General features: G+C 63.2%; 13 protein-coding genes. 6 read left to right on the top strand and 7 right to left on the bottom strand.

The features are described 5' to 3' along the window. Nucleotides 1-13: 13 nt before the first annotated feature. The 4 genes from AXW67_RS04850 to AXW67_RS04835 form a co-directional block, all read right to left on the bottom strand. Nucleotides 14-886, bottom strand: a complete 873-nt coding sequence (locus AXW67_RS04850; RefSeq protein WP_245315415.1) for a transglutaminase-like cysteine peptidase — start codon at nt 884-886, stop codon at nt 14-16. Nucleotides 887-1,235: 349 nt separating this feature from the next. Next, nucleotides 1,236-2,489, bottom strand: a complete 1,254-nt coding sequence (locus AXW67_RS04845) for an HlyD family type I secretion periplasmic adaptor subunit (protein WP_027555485.1) — start codon at nt 2,487-2,489, stop codon at nt 1,236-1,238. Between the two features lie 4 nt (nt 2,490-2,493). After that, entirely contained in the window at nt 2,494-4,632 is a 2,139-nt protein-coding gene (locus AXW67_RS04840; RefSeq protein WP_145927428.1) for a type I secretion system permease/ATPase, read from the bottom strand. 309 nt (nt 4,633-4,941) lie between these two features. After that, complete coding sequence (locus tag AXW67_RS04835; RefSeq protein WP_430648701.1) at nt 4,942-6,603, bottom strand: TolC family outer membrane protein; 1,662 nt, start codon at nt 6,601-6,603, stop codon at nt 4,942-4,944. A gap of 632 nt (nt 6,604-7,235) precedes the next feature. Here AXW67_RS04835 and AXW67_RS04830 point away from each other — a divergent pair. From AXW67_RS04830 to AXW67_RS04805, 6 genes are read left to right on the top strand one after another with little or no spacing between them, the layout of a single operon-like run. Beyond that, on the top strand, nt 7,236-8,414 hold the full coding sequence (locus tag AXW67_RS04830) for an ROK family transcriptional regulator (RefSeq protein ID WP_201723630.1): 1,179 nt from the start codon (nt 7,236-7,238) through the stop codon (nt 8,412-8,414). Between the two features lie 58 nt (nt 8,415-8,472). Next, nucleotides 8,473-9,759 (top strand): ABC transporter substrate-binding protein, encoded by a 1,287-nt coding sequence (locus AXW67_RS04825; protein ID WP_063676915.1) that lies wholly within the window; start codon nt 8,473-8,475, stop codon nt 9,757-9,759. After that, nucleotides 9,756-10,685: a carbohydrate ABC transporter permease gene (locus AXW67_RS04820; RefSeq protein WP_027555480.1), complete on the top strand. Its 930-nt coding sequence runs from the start codon at nt 9,756-9,758 to the stop codon at nt 10,683-10,685. Before AXW67_RS04825 ends, AXW67_RS04820 begins: the two co-directional genes overlap by 4 nt. Next, on the top strand, nt 10,678-11,535 hold the full coding sequence (locus AXW67_RS04815) for a carbohydrate ABC transporter permease (RefSeq protein ID WP_063676914.1): 858 nt from the start codon (nt 10,678-10,680) through the stop codon (nt 11,533-11,535). Before AXW67_RS04820 ends, AXW67_RS04815 begins: the two co-directional genes overlap by 8 nt. A gap of 10 nt (nt 11,536-11,545) precedes the next feature. Next, nucleotides 11,546-12,655, top strand: coding sequence for an ABC transporter ATP-binding protein (locus AXW67_RS04810; RefSeq protein ID WP_063676913.1), 1,110 nt, complete (start codon nt 11,546-11,548; stop codon nt 12,653-12,655). After that, nucleotides 12,652-13,419 (top strand): SDR family NAD(P)-dependent oxidoreductase, encoded by a 768-nt coding sequence (locus AXW67_RS04805; protein ID WP_063676912.1) that lies wholly within the window; start codon nt 12,652-12,654, stop codon nt 13,417-13,419. Before AXW67_RS04810 ends, AXW67_RS04805 begins: the two co-directional genes overlap by 4 nt. A 114-nt stretch (nt 13,420-13,533) precedes the next feature. On the opposite strand, the gene AXW67_RS40180 is transcribed toward AXW67_RS04805, so the two are convergent. The 3 genes from AXW67_RS40180 to AXW67_RS04795 form a co-directional block, all read right to left on the bottom strand. Continuing rightward, nucleotides 13,534-13,767 carry a hypothetical protein gene (locus tag AXW67_RS40180; RefSeq protein ID WP_082907770.1) on the bottom strand — a complete coding sequence of 78 codons (234 nt, stop codon included), beginning with the start codon at nt 13,765-13,767 and terminating at the stop codon, nt 13,534-13,536. 135 nt (nt 13,768-13,902) lie between these two features. After that, nucleotides 13,903-15,147, bottom strand: coding sequence for an ABC transporter substrate-binding protein (locus AXW67_RS04800; protein ID WP_063676911.1), 1,245 nt, complete (start codon nt 15,145-15,147; stop codon nt 13,903-13,905). Nucleotides 15,148-15,351: 204 nt separating this feature from the next. Beyond that, the gene (locus AXW67_RS04795; RefSeq protein WP_063676910.1) at nt 15,352-15,594 is read right to left on the bottom strand and encodes a hypothetical protein; all 243 of its coding nucleotides are present in this window, start codon (nt 15,592-15,594) and stop codon (nt 15,352-15,354) included. Nucleotides 15,595-16,461: the final 867 nt, after the last annotated feature.

Genomic DNA, 16,461 nt, shown 5'->3' with positions numbered 1-16,461 from the left:
GTCTCCGCCCGGCTCACATCCAGAGCGGCAAGGCGCTGATGCCACCACCGCCGGCCAACGCTTCGTCTCCGGTCCATTCGACTCGCTCGCCGCTTTCGGCCGCAGGTGCGGCCGCGATTTCGCCGGTGAGCGGCTGCCGTTTTGCGTAGGGTGTTGCGAACAGGTGGACGCCGTCATGATTGATGGCAAACAGCGGGGTGAAGCTCGTCGCGTCGCCATCCTCGATGAGGCTGTTTCGCCGATTGTCCAGGATGAGCCATTGTCCGTCGAGGCGCGCGGCGAGCACGGCGTGGTCCTGCCGCACGGCGCGGTCGCGGACCAGCACGAGCCGGAGGTCCTCACGCGGAAATCCGGCTTCACCCAGCGCGACGTATTTCGCGATCGCATAATCCTCGCAATCACCCTTCGCCGTCGCGAAGGTCTCCAGCGGCGAGCTCCAGCGATCGGCTTCGCCGTGCTGGGCAAAGTCGCTGACGTAGCGGACGACCATGTTGACGGCGCGGTTCGCCTCGTCGAGCCTGTCGCGTCCCGATTTCGATTTGACGGCGCCGATCAGCCGCAGGAACTGCGCGGCGTTGGACAGGCAATTGCCGGCATCGGCCTCGCACTGCCTCAGCGTCTCCGTGTCCTTGGTGAGCTTGGCTTCGAGCCCCCGCCACTTGCGCCATAGCAGCCCATCGGGCGCGCGGAAGGTGAACAGGCCGAATGGCTCGTCACCCCTTGGGGCTGCCTGCTTGGGTTCGGGCGCTGCGTCGGTTGCGATGTTGGAGGGCGTGAGCGCCGCAAGACGGACCGCATTCGGTCCGCGGCCGCGCATGGCATCGAGCTTCGCCAGCACGTCGTTGATGCGGAAGAATGTCGCCGGGGGGCGCGCTGCCGCGTCCATGCCGCGCGCGAGCGTTTCCTGTGCATCCGCCTCATCGGCCCGGGAGGGCGATGTTGCGCAGGTAGCGATCAATGCAGCCAGGCCCACGCAAAGCGCGCGCAAGCTTGCTCGCTGCAATTCCAATTGCAGTGCCATAAGCGACGTCCCCTGCCGGGAGCGTCGTCAACGTCTATTGCGTCGATCTACGCCCCGATCCTGTTGTTGGATCGAGACTGCGGTCTGCGGCGCTTAGGTGGAGTTAAGGCCGGAGGAGGGCGGGGCGATTGTCGCAAAGGCGGTCAATCGCGGGCTTCGGCCGGCCGGTAAATTGTCGCTCCGGCCTTTGCGTTTTGTTAACCGTGCCGCGGCCTCAGCGCTCGCGCAGGGCTTCATCCTTCAGGGTACGGGCCGGCTTGAGGATGTAATCCAGAACCGACTTCTCGCCGGTCAGGATTTCGACCGTCGTGACCATGCCGGGAATGATCGGCAGCGGCTTCTCTTCCGTCCCCAGATGGTTCTTCTCCGTACGTATCATGACGCGGTAGAAGCTCTCCTGGCGGTCCGGCGTCTTTTCAGCCTTGTCGTCGACGATGGTATCGGCGCTGATGCGCTCGACCTTGCCCTTCAGCGAGCCATAGACGGACGAGTCGTAAGCAGAGATCTTCACCACCGCATCCTGGCCGGGCCGGATGAAAGCAATATCCTGGGGCCGAATACGCCCTTCGACCAGCAGCGTGTCGTCGAGGGGAACGATGTCCATGACGTTGGCGCCGGGCTGCACGACCGCTCCCACGGTGGTCACGTTCAGCTTGTTGACGATCCCATGTACCGGCGCTTTCAGATCGGTTCGCCGGACCCGGTCCTGCGCCGATTTGATGTTTTCATCGAGCACGGCGAGGTCACCCTTGGACTTCGCAAGATCCTCGTCCGCCTGGGAGCGGAAAGAAGAGACCGTGCTCGCGATCTTCGATTGAGCCTCGGCGAGCTGCCCTCTCATCTCGGTCGCCTGACGGTCGAGGCGCAACATCTCGATTTCCGGCACGACCTTCTGCTCGTACAGCTTCCGCGTCAGCGACAGCTCCCGATCGAGCAATTTCAGCGTCCCGGTCAGGCGGGTGACCTGCTGGTTCAGGACGTCGACATCCTGCGCCAGTTTCTGCGCGCGCATCTTGAACACGCTGGTCTCCGCAGCCACGGCCGACGGCACCACCTGGTCGAGTTGATCGGGGAAGCTCAGTTCGCTCTTGCCCCTGGCTTCGGCCTCGAGGCGGGCGACGCGCGCGGCCATCGCAGCGCGCCGTTCCCTGATCTCGCCGAATTCGGAAGCGAACTTGGTGTCGTCGATGCGCATCAGGGATTGTCCCTGCTGGACGATCGCTCCCTCCTGCACCAGGATCTCGCCGACAATCCCGCCTTCGAGCGACTGCACCACCTGCATCTGCCGCGACGGCACGACGCGGCCGTTGCCGCGCTTGACCTCGTCCAGGATGGCAAAATGCGCCCAGCCCACGAAGACCACGAGCATGGCGAGGAATGTCATCAGAAGCATGCGCGAGGTTCGCGGCGTGCGCAGCATCGCGGCGGCACGAACGTCGTTGGCGAAGGCGAAATCAGAGGAGGCCATGGGTTCAGCCCTGTGATTGAGCCCGGGATAAATTGGGGTGAGGCGAAGTCTCGGCGGATGGCCCGTTCGGCTTGCCCTGGAGCAGAGCGAGCACCTTGTCGCGCGGCCCGTCGGCGACGAGGCGGCCGCTGTCGAACAGCAGCAGCCGGTCGACCGCATTCAGCAGCGAGAGGCGGTGCGTCGAGATGATCAGGGTCATGCGATCGCCGTGGATTGCCTTCAACCGCTCGAGAAATTCGGCTTCGCTGCGCACGTCGAAATGCGCTGTCGGCTCGTCCATGAACAGAATGCGCGGTTTCCTGATCAGGACACGCGCCAGGCCAATCGCCTGCTTCTGACCGCCCGAGAGGCTGCGGCCGCCCTCGGCGATGGGCATGTCATAGCCCATCGGATGTCCGGCGATGAAGCTTTCCACCCCGGACAGACGGGCGGCATGAAGCACTTCCTCGTCGGTCGCCTCGGGCTTGCCGAGGGCGATGTTGTCGCGCAACTTGCCGAAGAAGAGATCGGTATCCTGCAGGGCAAAGCCGATGCCGGCGCGCAGATCGGCAGGATCGTATTGGCGCGAGTCGACGCCGTCGACGAGGATGCGTCCTTCCTGCGGTTCGTAGAAGCCCACCAGGAGCCGGCCGACCGTCGTTTTCCCTGATCCGACGCGCCCAATGATGCCGACGCGCTCGCCGCTTTCGATTTTGAACGTCACCTTGTCTAGTGCCTTGCCCGGCGCATTCGGATAGGTGAAGCTGACGTTATCGAAGCTGATGCGCCCCTGGTCGATTTTTCGGGACACGTAGGCGCGCTGCGGCGACCGCTCCCGTTCCAGCGACATGATGCGGTCGATCGACTTCAGCGCCGACAGCGTCTGGGTGCCGCGCGTGATGACCGACGCGAGGCCGGCGATCGGCGCCAGCACGCGACCGGCCAGCATGTTGGCCGCGACCAGCGCGCCCATCGAGAGCTTGCCGTCGAGAATGAGGAGCACGCCGATCACGACCAGCAGGAGGCTCGTCGCCTGCTGGGCGGTGTTGGTGCTGGTCAGGGCGAGCGAGGCCCAGAAATGCACGTCCTCGCCGGAGCGCGCGGTGGCCGCGACGGAGCGCTCCCAGGCCGTTTGCATCCGCGACTCGGCGCCGGTCGCCCGCACGGTCTCGATGCCGGACAGGGATTCGACCAGCACCCCATGCCGTGCCGCCGATTCCGCCTGCAATCGCTTCATGGCGCGGTCCAGCGGGCGCTGCACCGTCAGGCCGATGATGATCATGATCGGCAACATCGCGAGCGGGATCCAGGCAAGCGGACCCGCGATCGCAAAGAGGACGCCGATGAAGATCAGGGCGAAGAGCAGATCAGTCGCCGAAACCACGCTGCCCGAGGTGAAGAACTCGCGGACCGAATCGAAGTCGCGGAGCTGGTTGGCGACGATGCCGACCGAGGTCGGCCGCTGCGCCATCTTGACCGACATGATGTGCTCGAAAATGTTCGCGGCCAGCACCACGTCCATGGTCTTGCCGGTCACATCGATCATCTTGCTTCGCACGGTTCGCAGTACGAAGTCGAACAGGATGGCAAGGCCCATCCCGACCGACAGCGCGATCAGCGAAGGAATGGCGCCGTTGGGCACGACGCGGTCGTAAACGCTCATCGTGAACAGCGGCGTGGCGAGCGCGAGCATGTTGACGAGGAGGGCGGCGAGAGCGATGTGGCCGTAGCTGCGCCAATGCACTTTGGCGGTTGACCAGAACCAGTGACTTCGCGGCAGATCGCCGGCGGCTACGACGCGTGCGTTGCTCTCGGCTGCGGCCCGGACGAAGAATGCATATCCGGTGTAGCCGGCCGAGATGGCCTGGATCGGGTGAAGCTCCGGGCTGTGAGGCGTCGAGGACGGATTGAGGACTTTGGCGTTGCCTCCGGTCTGATCGAACTCCACGAGGATCAGCGTCGTCCCGTTCTTCATGATCAGGACGGCTGGCAGAACCAGCGCGGGAATGTCTGCAATGTCACGCTTGACGGCTTCGGTCTCAAGTCCGGCACGCCGGGCTGCGCGGTCATAGAGGGGGACTGACAATCGTCCATCAAGGATCGGCAGGCCGCCCAGCAATGCTTCGCGGCTGACGGCGCGGCCATGATAGGCCGCCAGATACATCAGCGATGATGCAAGCGGATCGTCGAGGTGACCTGCCGCCTGCTTGGGTTCAGGTGCAGCCGTCACCTCAGCAACGGGGCGGTCAGGCGCGCGCCTAGACTCGGATGATCGAAACAACAATTGCCAATGCCCAAAATGAAATGATGCGGAGCGAGCAACGAACCGTCATTCCACCATAGCGGAAAACGCAGAGGAATCATTTGGTTAACCGGCGAAAGCGCGCCTAAAGGTTAATCTTAGGAGCGCCTTCCGCCGCTTGGCCAACCTGCCAAGCGGATTTCACGACCCGATCCCATTCGCGGGGCGGGGCTATCTCTGAACCGGCTCGAACGCCGTCGCCAGCCAATGCGGCTTTTTGTCCGCTGCATAAGCGGTGACCGGGGAGGGGGTCAATACGGGGGGATTACTGGTACTTCGCTGCTGCGTGAGCCACTCCGATGCTCCCGTCATGCTCGCCTGATTAGCCCCACGCGGCCATCTATCCCTGAACAGATAGGCCTCGGGCGTTTCGCTCGCATAGCCCAGACGCTGGGGAGCCGGCTGGGCTTCCGGCACTGCGACCTTCAGCGGCTCGGAGCCCGTCTGCGGCAGCTTCACGCGCAGCGTGGGCGCCCTGTAGTCCGGCGTTCCGAAGATCCCCAGATCCACCGGTGCCGCATCAACCGGCGGCGGAGCCTTCAGGTACTCGAGCAGCGTGCCCATGGCCGCCAGCAGTTGGTAGTCGGCGAACACCACGACGCCGCGTGCCGAAGTCAACGAGACCAGCGTGTTGAAATACTGGTTCTGGGCATTCAGGAGATCGATCAGCGAGCGCTGGCCGAGCTCATATTCCTTCTGGTACGCCGCAATGGTCTTCCGGGCGGCGTCGAGTTCCCGCACCAGGGTCGCGATCCGCGTCGCGGTGACCGTGCGCGCCGCCCAGGCCTTGTCGATGGACTCGATGGCGTCACGCTGCAGGCGCGCGTGTCGCGCGGTGGTCTCGACATAGCGTTCGGCCATCTCGGACCGCCGCCAGACATCCTGGCCGCCCCGGAACACATCCCAGGACATCACGACCTTGCCGCTGTAGTCGTCGTGAGTGACGCCGAGATACGGATAGGTATTGTCGTTGTGGGTCGCCCGGCCCTCGAGCGAGAAGGTCGGAACGAAAGCGCCGTCCGTCACCCGAAATGCGTGCTTTGCCGCATCAGCGTCGGCCTGCGCAGCCTGGATGGTGGGATTGAAGCGCACGGTGGTTGCAAGCGCCTCGTCGCGGGTCGACGGCATGCCGCCCAGTGGACCCGGAAAACGAACATTGATGGGCTCAAGTCCCACGACCTTGCGGTACTTGGCGCGGGCCTCCTCCAGGCTCCGGCGGAATTCGGTGAGCGCGGCGCGTGCAGCTTCAACGCGTTCGCGCGCCTGTTCGAGGTCGCCTTCGCCGGCCCGTCCGCCGGAGAAGCGCGTGTTGACGTTGGCGAAAATCTTCTCGTGAGCGGCGACGTTCTGCTCGCCGGTCGTGACCAGTCGCAAATAGCGCGTGACGTCGACATAGGCTTCCGCAGCGTCGAGAGCGATCAGCTCGGTGCGTTCGCGCACACGGAAAGCCGCCGCGTTGACGCGGGCGGTCTGCCGCCAGATGTCCTGGATCGATGCGAAGCCGTCGAACAGGATCTGCCGCACGACGACGGATTCCTGCGATCCGTTTCGCCAGGAGCCATTTCCGGCCACCGGGATGGGTAGGGCGGTACTGCTGGTTACGGCAGCGCTCTGGTCGAATTTTTCGGGACCCCACCGCGCTTCGACGCGAACCTGCGGCAGCAGCGTGCTCTGGGTCTGTCGAAGCTCGCTTTCGGTGGCGCGGCGGTTGGCAGACGCTTCGCCGACGCCCGGATTGGTATGTACGGCCTGCTTCAAAGCATCATTGATCGAAAATTGCTCCGCTACCGCGCCACCGCACGGAACCAGAACCAATGCACTAGAAATGAGAATGCGCCCAAACAATTTAACCTCCACCCGTCTCCGAATTCTACGGACGCGGGGCCCCCTGGAAATGCGCCTGACCTTTGCAGGGACCGGCGCGACAATCTAGGTCAAACGCGTAAAAGTTGCACAAATGACCGGACGTTGTCGCATTTTTGCCACGACAGAGGCGCTTTATCGGCTATATGATACCTCTATCGCGGGGCGGGAGGGGCGAGGGAGCTGCCTCCTTTACGGTTTGTTTGCCTTGTCTTCAGAGGCAAGTTTCAGCGATTCTCGTGCGCTGAATGATAATCGATATAAAGTATTGATATGTAAGAGAGATTTCTGGTCGATCTAGGCTGGGGCGAAAGTTGAATTTCTCGGATTCTGGATTGCTTTGCTCCGCTTCCGGATGACGATGTTGAGAGGGCGTGCGCCTCAATCTTCGTCGTGCGCCACCGTTCCTGCGCTGAGATTTTGGATGAAATGACTTCGCGTGAAACTTGAAGAGTTCCATCCAACGAGTCGGCGGACCAAAAAAGAACAATCGCCTTCGATCCTTGCTGCCACAACGGCACGCTCAGCATCGAGCCGGCAAACGCCTTGACAGGCGAGACGCAGCGCGCCCATTCTTACACTAAGTAAGAATGACGACAGGGATGGAAATGTCTGAGCAGCCGAGAAGTCGGCGGCAGACGCGTGCGGCCATCTTGGGGCATCTGCTTCAATCGGGCGGCATGTTTCGGCCACCTCTGGCCAAGGCGGTGCGCCTGTCTGAGGCGAGCCTGTCGCGCATCCTGTTCGACCTGAAGGCGGAAGGGCTGATCGAGGAAATTCGGCGGCCTGCGCCTTACTTCGGCGGCCCGACAGCGCTCGTGTCCCTCGACGGTTCCGTGGCCCTGGCGGCTATCGAGCTCACGGGGCAGTCGCTGAGTGTGGGCGTCGGCGCGATGTCCGGCGAGCTACACTACACCGAGCGGCTGCCGCTGCCGAAAACGCCGACCGCCGAATCCGTGGGCCGCGTGTTTCTCGAGGCGCTAACGTCGCTACGGGACTGGACACAGCGACACCGGGTCCGGCTGTCGCAGATCGGCGTCTCGGTTCCCGGCCTTGGCCGGTTGAGCGTATCGGACAATCCCATCATCCCCTGCGACGTCGGACGCATTCGCGGCATGCTTGGCGAGATGTTCGCGGGCGTGCAGGCCGAGTTCACCAACTCGGTCGTGGCGCATGCCACGTTTCACCGCTGCCGCACGGAGGACTACCCGTTCAGCGGCGCGCATCTGTTCGTCTTCGTCGGCCAGGGCGTTGCCGGCGCCTGGATGGACGACGCGATCGACGCCGACGCCTTGCAGCCCGTCGAGCTCGGCCACATGGTGTTCGGCGAGGGCGGTCCGCGTTGCCGCTGCGGCCACCATGGCTGCGTCGAAGCCTACACCTCGCTTCCCGCACTGGCCGGGCTTCTCGGCATGTCCGAACCGGAGTTGCTCCAGCTCGGCAGCGATTGGGTGGCCGCAATGCCGATTTCGCCCCGCGTGCGGCAGGAGCTGCGGCACCGCCTGTATCGGCTTGGCCTCGCGATCGGGAACACGTTGAACGTAAAGCCCTGCTGTGGCGTGGCCATCTCGGGCTGGCCGTCGCTTCTGGCGGAGACCGATCGAAAGGCTCTGATCGACGGGATCGATGCCTGCCTACTCGGCGGACGCAAACTCGCGCAGGTGTCGCTCGCTTTCGTGCCGCCGTCGAACGGCAACGATCCGAGGGCCGCGCTGGCGTTTGCCGCCTATTGCCTTGCTTGCCGCGGCGGCATGCCGGCCGCATCGACGGAGGCCGCCTGAGATGCCCTAAAGCCGCGCGGCTTCGCGCTACAGAGTTCACACCCGGGAGGAACTTGCCATGCCGATCACGATAACAAGGCGTCGTCTGCTCGCTGGATCTGCTGCCACGCTCGCACTGCCGGCGGTTGTCCGTGCGCAAGGCGCGGCCAAGCCGCGCCTGACCGTGATCTCGCAATGGTCCGCAGGCAGCGACGGGGCGGCCATCACGGCGCTTGGGAAGAAATTCGAGGAGAAGGGCGGGGTTTGGCAGCACTCGCCGGTGCCCGGCTTCACCACCGAGATGATGAACAAGCTGCGCGCTCAGATCATGGCCGGCGATCCACCGGCCTGTTCGCAGCTCAAAGGTCCCGAGATCGCAGCCTGGTCGAAGATTGCCCCGACCGTCGATCTCGACGCCCTTGTTGCCGCCGCCGGCTACGAAAAGGTTGTCGCTCCAGACCTCTCACGCCTGCATAAGCCGGGGGGCAAATGGATTGCACTGCCGTTGCAGATCTACAGCACCAACATGCTGTTTCTCTCCAAACGCGCGATGGACAAGGCCAAGGCCGACAAGATCCCCGTCACCTGGGCTGACTTCAACGACCTTGCCGAAAAGATGAAAGCGGGCGGAGTCACCTATCCCATCGCCAACGGCGGCACCCGCCCGGACGATGGACAGAAGTTCGAAGCCGCTCTCGCCGGCATCAGTCCGACTTCATACCGTGCGGCGATCATGAATCTTGACGAAAAAGCCTTAAAGGGGCCCGAGATAAAGGCTGCCTTCGCGCAGGTGCGCAAGATCGCCGACTGGATGGACCCCAACGTCGGCGCCCAACACTTTTCGACCAACCTGAAGCGCTTCGTCGACGGCGACATGGGCATGATGATCATGGGCGGGTGGGCGCAGGGCGTATTGCGCAACGCCGGTTTCAAGTTCGACGATTTCACCATCGCCCCCGGCCCGAGCGACAATACCAAGCCGGTCTTCCTGTTGAATGCCGATGCGTTCATCTTCTGGCAGCGCAAGGAGCCCGACCTGCAAGCCGGCCAGACGCTGATGGCCCAGCTCGTCATGGATCCGGCGATCCAGACGATGTATTCGCAGATCACGGGATCGATCCCCGTGCGCACCGATGTCGATCTTTCCGGTGAAGGCTGGTCGGACGGTCAACGGCGGACCGCAGCAGCTCTGAAAGACGCGATCGCCAGCAATCAGGCTGTTCTGAGCCTCGCGCACAACATGGCGCAGGAAAACGGTATGACCGCAGCGATGATCGACGTGATCACGGAGTACGTGAAGAACAAGACGGTTACACCGGAGCAGGCGGTCACCCGCCTTGCCGACGCCGTCGAGAGCGCGCGTTGACCAACGCCGTCTCGACAGCTACGCGGCCGGGCCGGCCGGCGATTTCCGGCGCGTTGCGCCGGCTGCCCGAATATCTGACGATCTGGGTGCCGCTGCTGTTGTCCGCAGCGCACCTCGTGTCGTTCTCGCTGTGGACGATCTGGATTTCGTTCACGCCATCCACTCTTGTACCGGTCTCCGGCTGGGTGGGTTTGCGCAACTACACGGCTGTGCTCGCGACGCGGAACTGGAAGATCGCCTTCGACAATCTGCTGCTGTTCGGCAGCGCTTTCGTGCTGCTGAGTGTGGTGACCGGCCTCGTGCTTGCGATCCTGCTCGATCAGCGCATTCGCGGCGAGAACGTGCTGCGGTCCATCTTTCTCTACCCGCTGGCCGTGTCGTTCGTCGTCACCGGCACGGTCTGGAGTTGGCTGCTCAATCCTGGCGTTGGAATCCAGAAGCTGGTCCACGATCTCGGCTGGACCTCCTTCAAGTTCGACTGGCTGATCGACCGCGACATGGCAATCTGGACTATTGTCATCGCCGCGATCTGGCAATCCTCCGGCTTCGCCATGGCGCTGTTCCTTGCCGGCCTTCGGTCCGTCGACGCCGACCTCGTCAAGGCTGCGCAGATCGACGGCGCCGGACCTTTCCGAATGTACCGGCGCGTCATTCTGCCGACGCTTTGGCCGATCACAGTAACCGTCGTCGTCATCCAGCTACAGTTCGCGATTTCGACCTTTGATCTCGTTCGCGCGCTCACCAACGGCGGCCCCGGAATCGCGACCCAACTGCCGGCACTTGTGGTCTACGACCTGATGTTCCAGCGCAGCTTGCTCGGCCGGGGAGCGGCGGCGGCGGTGCTGATGTTGCTCATTCTTCTCGCGGTGCTGCTGCCCTATGCGGCGTGGCGATATATCCAGCAACGGCGCGCCACCCATGCGTGACCAAACCTTCGCGCCGACCCGGATTCTGATCTATCTCGTCGTCTCGCTGATCGCGGCAGCCTGGCTCGCGCCACTGGTTGTTGTCGTGCTGAACTCGCTCCGTACCAACGAGGAGATCGCGCAGGCCTCGATGATCGGCTGGCCGAAACATTGGGCCTGGAGCAACTACGCCGCTGCCTGGAGCGGTTTCTGCGTCGCCGAGACCTGCGCCGGCATCCGGCCGTACATGCTGAACTCCGCGCTCGTCACGATTCCTGCGACGATTTTCTCTACCATGCTCGGCGCGATCGCCGGTTATGCCGTGTCGCTCTGGCGTTTTCGCGGCGATAGCTGGATCTACGGCATCGTGACGCTTGGCCTCTTCCTTCCCCAGCAGATGCGCCTGCTTCCCTGGACCATCGTGCTGCGGGACATCGGTCTCATCAACACGCTGACGGGTCTGGTGCTGATTCACACGATCCAGGGGCTTTCCTTCACCACACTGTTCTGCCGAAACTACTATGTCGCCATTCCACATGAACTGATCAGGGCCGCACGTATCGATGGCGCAGGGTTCTTTCGTATTTTCTGGCGCATCATTCTGCCGCTCTCGGCTCCCATCCTGATCGTCACCGTGATCTGGCAGTTCACGCACATCTGGAACGAGTTTCTCTATGGCGTGACGTTCACGAGCGGCCAACAGCAGCCCGTCACGGCCGCTCTCATCGCGCTATCTGCCGCAGTCGCAGACATCCCGCAGCATGGCGTGCAGAGCGCCGCGGTGATCATCGCAGCGCTGCCCACTCTGCTGATCTATCTCCTCGGTGGCAGATACTTCGTACGCGGCCTTACCGCGGGAGCCGTGAAATGATGGGGTTGTCATGACGGCACTAAGCATTCGCGCCCTATCCAAGCGCTACGCCAATCTGGAGGTGCTGAAAGGCATCAATCTCGACATCGAGAGCGGCGAATTCACCGTGCTGGTCGGACCGTCCGGCTGCGGCAAGTCCACGCTGCTCAACATCGTCGCCGGGCTCGATCGTGCGAGCTCCGGCACCGTCGAAATCGGCGGCCGCGTCGTCAACGACGTCCCGCCCAAGGACCGCGACATCGCCATGGTGTTCCAGTCCTATGCGCTCTATCCGTCGATGACGGTGCGCCAGAACATCACCTTCGGCATGGAATGCCGTCATGTGCCGAAGGCGGAGCAGGACGCGGCGGTCGCGAATGTCGCGAAGCTGCTCCAGATCGAGCCTCTGCTCGGCCGCAAGCCGTCGCAGCTCTCCGGCGGCCAGCGGCAACGTGTGGCGATGGGGCGCGCCCTGGTGCGCGATCCTCTCCTCTTCCTGTTCGACGAGCCGCTGTCCAATCTCGACGCCAAGCTGCGCGTCGAGATGCGGATGGAGATCAAGCGGCTGCATCAGCGCATCGGTGCCACCATCGTCTATGTCACCCATGATCAGATCGAGGCGATGACGATGGCGACGCGGATCGCCGTGATGCATCATGGACAGGTGCAGCAATTCGCCGATCCCGACACCGTGTACCGCTATCCGGCCAATCTGTTCGTGGCGCGCTTCATGGGCTCGCCGCCGATGAACACGATGCCGGCACGGCTCGAGGCCGACAATGGCGGGCCGGTGGTCGTGATCGGGGCCGGGCGGCCGGACGAGGTTCGCCTTCGCCTGCGGGGGTACGATGTGGCGGCCTCGTTTGTCGGCCGTGAGGTGGTGCTGGGGATCAGGCCCGAATGCATCGCCGAGGGCAGCCGGGTATTTTCCGGCGATGCGCCCATTGTCGTTAGCGCGCCGGTGGAGATGGTCGAGCCGACCGGTGCCGAGACGATGGTGTTGCTGCGCCTTGGCGGCGAAGCCGCGATGGCGCGTATCACCCCCGATATCCGGCCCACGCTCGGCGCGTCCGCCGACTTCGCGCTCGATACGCGGCGCATTTGCCTGTTCGACCCCGAGACGGAGCGGCTGATCGCATGACCGAGACGAGTTATTCCGGCCTCGCTGGCCGTGTGGTGTTGATCACGGGAGGCGCCAGCGGCATCGGCGCGGCCTTCGTGCACGCGTTCGCGGCGCAAGGGGCCCGCGTTGCATTTGTTGACATCGATACGGAAGCCGGCGAGGCGCTGGTCGATGAAGTGGCAGATGTGTCCGGCGCCGCGCCGCTGTTTGTGCCATGCGACCTCCTCGACATCGACGCCTTGCGCAGCGCGATGGCGCAGGTCCGAGGGGTGCTTGGCGATGCGGCGGTCCTCGTCAACAACGCCGCCAACGATCAACGGCAGGTTCTCTCCGAAGTGACGCCGGCCGAGTTCGACTGGATGATGGGCGTCAACCTCAGGCACGTCTTCTTCGCGGCGCAGGCGATCGTGCCGCAGATGCAGGCGCGTGGCGGCGGTTCGATCATCAACATGTCGTCGGTGGCATGGATGCGCGGCGCGCCGGCGCTGCCGGCCTACGCGGCGGCGAAGGCGGCGATCGTCGGCTTCACCAACTCGCTCGCCCGACTCGTCGGCCCCGACCGCATCCGCGTCAACGCCATCGCTCCCGGCATGGTGATCACGGAGCGCCAGCGTCGGCTCTGGTTTCCGGACGAGCAGAAGATCGCCGAGCTTCGCTCGCGTCAGGCTATTCCCGACGCGGTGACGCCCGACGACATCGCACGCGTGGCGCTGTTCCTGGCGTCGGACGAAAGCCAGCGCATCACACGGCAATGCTTTCAGGTCGATGGCGGCCTCGGTTAGGCGAGACTGCTCGGGTCCGGAGATTCGATATGCCTGGCCGGAAGAATGGCGGCCTCGGGCAAGCTGCCATTCTTCCTTCCAACTCTGCGCTCCGCGCGCAGACGCGGGCCGAGCTCAGTAGCCGGTGGTGGGCTCGCAGGGGGGACGGCGCCACGGGGCACTTGCATACGAGCCGACGTCAGGCGCCCGGACGCAGCCGCGCTTGGACATGGCCGGAATGCGCTGAGCCGACGCGTAGGCATCGGCTACGGTGCGCCGCGCATGAATGCTGCTCTCGCGGGCCATCGCGGGGGCTGCGAAAGTGGCCGCAACGATCAGTCCGGCGGACAAGAGCTTCAGTGTAGTCATCGAACGTCTCCTTGACAAAGCGAAGCCGGAGAAAGTCACGGCTTGCCCCACCAAGGTGTGTACGCATGTACCGGATGGGCAGTAACAATCGAACGATCATTTTCGCCTTTGCACGAAGTCGTGCCTGGCTTGCAGCTAGTCGGATGAGAGTGTCGTCCCATCCCCGCGTCCGTCGAGTAGCGGCCCGAACCATTGCCATCGGTCGCCGGTAAAGCGCATCATCTGAAGTTGCTCGATCGGACGATAGTCCGTCGGTGACGTCTTGATCCGGACGCCGGGAATGTAAGTCGCGATCTCGAAATCGAGATTGGTTGCCACTCTCATGATGTTCTCGCGGGTGAGATCGTCGCCGCAGCGACGTATCACCTCCGTGAGTGCGGTTGACATGCTGAACGCGATCAACGGACCGCTCTCCGATCGATCTACATCCGGCATGTACCTTGCCATGAACGCGCGGAAGCGCTGCATGCCCGGGTGGGCGTCCCACTGCGGATCGGTCACGTCCATCTGATAGCCCGCGCTGAGGAGTTCCCTCGCGTTGTCCAAGCCGGCTGGCTTCAGCACAGCGCCGACAGAGACCGATACGTTCGTCATGATGTGGACGGGATGCCAATCCAGTTCTGCGAGCTTCCTGATCGCCTGGGCTGCGAATTTCGGCGTGGCAATGTTGATGAATATCTCGGGAGCCGCGGCCTTGATCGCGACGATCTGTGAATCGATCGTCGGCGTGCTGATGTCATAGGACAGGCTGGACACGACCATCCGATCGTACCTGTCCTGAAGCGTGTCCCTCAATCCGACGAGATAGTCCCGGCCGAACTCGTCGTTCTGATACAGGATGCCGATCCTCGCATCCGGATAGTGCTTCAGGATGTAGGCCGCATAGATGCGCGCTTCGGTCCGGTAGCTCGGTTGCCAACCGATGGTCCAGCGGAAATTTGCGGGATCGTCAAAGCGCGAGGCCCCGGTTATTGCAAAGAGCTGGGGCACGTGTCGTGCGTTCAAATACTTCTGGATCGCAATGTTGCTTGCCGTGCCAAACGGAGCGAAGATCGCAAGCACCTCGTCGCTCTCGACGAGCCTTCGGGCCTCGTCGATCGCCTTGGGTGGGCTGTACGCATCGTCATACGAGATAAAATTGATCTTTCGTCCATTGATGCCGCCGTCCTCGTTGATCATGCGAAAATACGCGCTCATCGCCTTGCCGATGATGCCGTAGGCTGATGCCGGACCGCTATACGGCATGATGTTGCCGATCTTGATGTCCGTGTCGCTCGCGCCGGGATCGTATCGCTCCTGCGCGGAGACGCCCAGGTCGTCGCCGGCAAGCAGGACGGCAGCGATGAGGAGCTTTGCAAGTTGCCGGGCGATTGTTGACATTGCCCCGTCGCGTCCGCTCGTAGCCAAGTGAAAGATCTCCGTGATGTCGCCAGTTTCGGCGCCGTCCCGGCGCGCTCCGATTTAGCGGCGGAGCGCGCCCGGGAGGGCGAGCTGGAACTATAGGCGGAATCCGCACGGCGACGCTCGTTACGCCCGCTTAGGACTTGTTAAATTTCGCAATTGCGCGGAGCGAGGGTGTTTTGGTCAGCGATGCCGATGGCCGCCGTAGATGTGGTGCCAGGCGAACACCGGCGCAGCGCCACCGGGACGTTCGAGGCCCATCCGACCCGCCGGTGTGAGCGCGCCGCCGTTGAGCACGTCGCGATCGGGGTACATCGATGCAAAGGTCGCGGGCTCCTGATCCGCGAAGGACCACGCGGCCGAGGCGGATGAGATAGTTGCAGTTGAAATCAATGTCGCGGCGATCAGGATCTTGAATGCACCCATAGCGATTCTCCATTGCTTGTCGTGTGCGGAGAGTCGCCGTGGCGATGATCGCTGCTCGTTCGGGGGCGTTTCGAAGGGTTGTTGTGTATCACGACCGATATAGGCACTCGTGGCCCGAATGCCGCAGAATATTCGTCACCGTTGCGCGACTGGACGATCATCAATGTTGCGAGATCGCGGAATAACTTCAAATGCGGGAGTCGGAGTGATGTGAGAGTTGAGACGTGCAGCAACGAGTCTTTGATCATGTCGTAATGGTCATGATCTGCTCGCGTGATTGTGCATGGCCAAACTGCCCGGCTGGCTCTAGCTGCAGCGAGCCCTTACACCCGGAGTTTGAGTCATGAGGCCGCTTAGGATTTTCTGCATCGTCTCCTGCGTTGCGCTTTCGGGCGTGGCGTTCGCCCGCGGCGGTTCAGGGCCGCACATGTCAATGGAAAGCGGCGGGGTGCTCGGAACGAGTGCGGCGGCTCCCGGAACGAATTCGCTCGGCACCGCGCTGCCGTCGTCAGGCACTGGCGGGCATGCCATGAGCGGGCCGCTGCTCGGTATGGACCCCGCTATCGATGGCGACGACGCGCGGCTTGATAAGATGTTGGAAGGATCGATCTGTCGCGGCTGTTGAGGAAGGCGACTTGGCACCCTGATCATCCGCGGCACGCTGTCGTTCTGAACTCGGATCGTGATTGCAATCTCAGATTGTTGCAGACGTGCATTGGACGCAGCGCGATCGTAGGTCGCGCTCGGCTCACTGGCGGTGTTGCCGGGCAATAGGTCCGGATTTGTTCGTCGTCCCCCTCCTTTGGGCGACTTGCGCTTGTTGAAAGGCTTGGTGGTAAACTAGGTGGAAAATCTAAGAACGACTTG

It is taken from the genome of Bradyrhizobium neotropicale, from assembly GCF_001641695.1.
GTDB classification, from domain to species: domain Bacteria; phylum Pseudomonadota; class Alphaproteobacteria; order Rhizobiales; family Xanthobacteraceae; genus Bradyrhizobium; species Bradyrhizobium neotropicale.
Note: the sequence above shows the minus strand (reverse complement) of the source record. Positions and strands in the feature narration are given on the sequence as shown.

What these genes read in the sequence shown, in the direction of transcription:
- AXW67_RS04795 (WP_063676910.1), bottom strand. Translation starts at nt 15,594, where the DNA reads ATGGGTGCATTCAAGATCCTGATCGCCGCGACATTGATTTCAACTGCA.
- AXW67_RS04845 (WP_027555485.1), bottom strand. Translation starts at nt 2,489, where the DNA reads ATGGCCTCCTCTGATTTCGCCTTCGCCAACGACGTTCGTGCCGCCGCG.
- AXW67_RS04815 (WP_063676914.1), top strand. Translation starts at nt 10,678, where the DNA reads ATGCGTGACCAAACCTTCGCGCCGACCCGGATTCTGATCTATCTCGTC.
- AXW67_RS04810 (WP_063676913.1), top strand. Translation starts at nt 11,546, where the DNA reads ATGACGGCACTAAGCATTCGCGCCCTATCCAAGCGCTACGCCAATCTG.
- AXW67_RS04805 (WP_063676912.1), top strand. Translation starts at nt 12,652, where the DNA reads ATGACCGAGACGAGTTATTCCGGCCTCGCTGGCCGTGTGGTGTTGATC.
- AXW67_RS04840 (WP_145927428.1), bottom strand. Translation starts at nt 4,632, where the DNA reads ATGTATCTGGCGGCCTATCATGGCCGCGCCGTCAGCCGCGAAGCATTG.
- AXW67_RS04800 (WP_063676911.1), bottom strand. Translation starts at nt 15,147, where the DNA reads ATGTCAACAATCGCCCGGCAACTTGCAAAGCTCCTCATCGCTGCCGTC.
- AXW67_RS04830 (WP_201723630.1), top strand. Translation starts at nt 7,236, where the DNA reads ATGGAAATGTCTGAGCAGCCGAGAAGTCGGCGGCAGACGCGTGCGGCC.
- AXW67_RS04850 (WP_245315415.1), bottom strand. Translation starts at nt 886, where the DNA reads ATGGACGCGGCAGCGCGCCCCCCGGCGACATTCTTCCGCATCAACGAC.
- AXW67_RS04825 (WP_063676915.1), top strand. Translation starts at nt 8,473, where the DNA reads ATGCCGATCACGATAACAAGGCGTCGTCTGCTCGCTGGATCTGCTGCC.
- AXW67_RS40180 (WP_082907770.1), bottom strand. Translation starts at nt 13,767, where the DNA reads ATGACTACACTGAAGCTCTTGTCCGCCGGACTGATCGTTGCGGCCACT.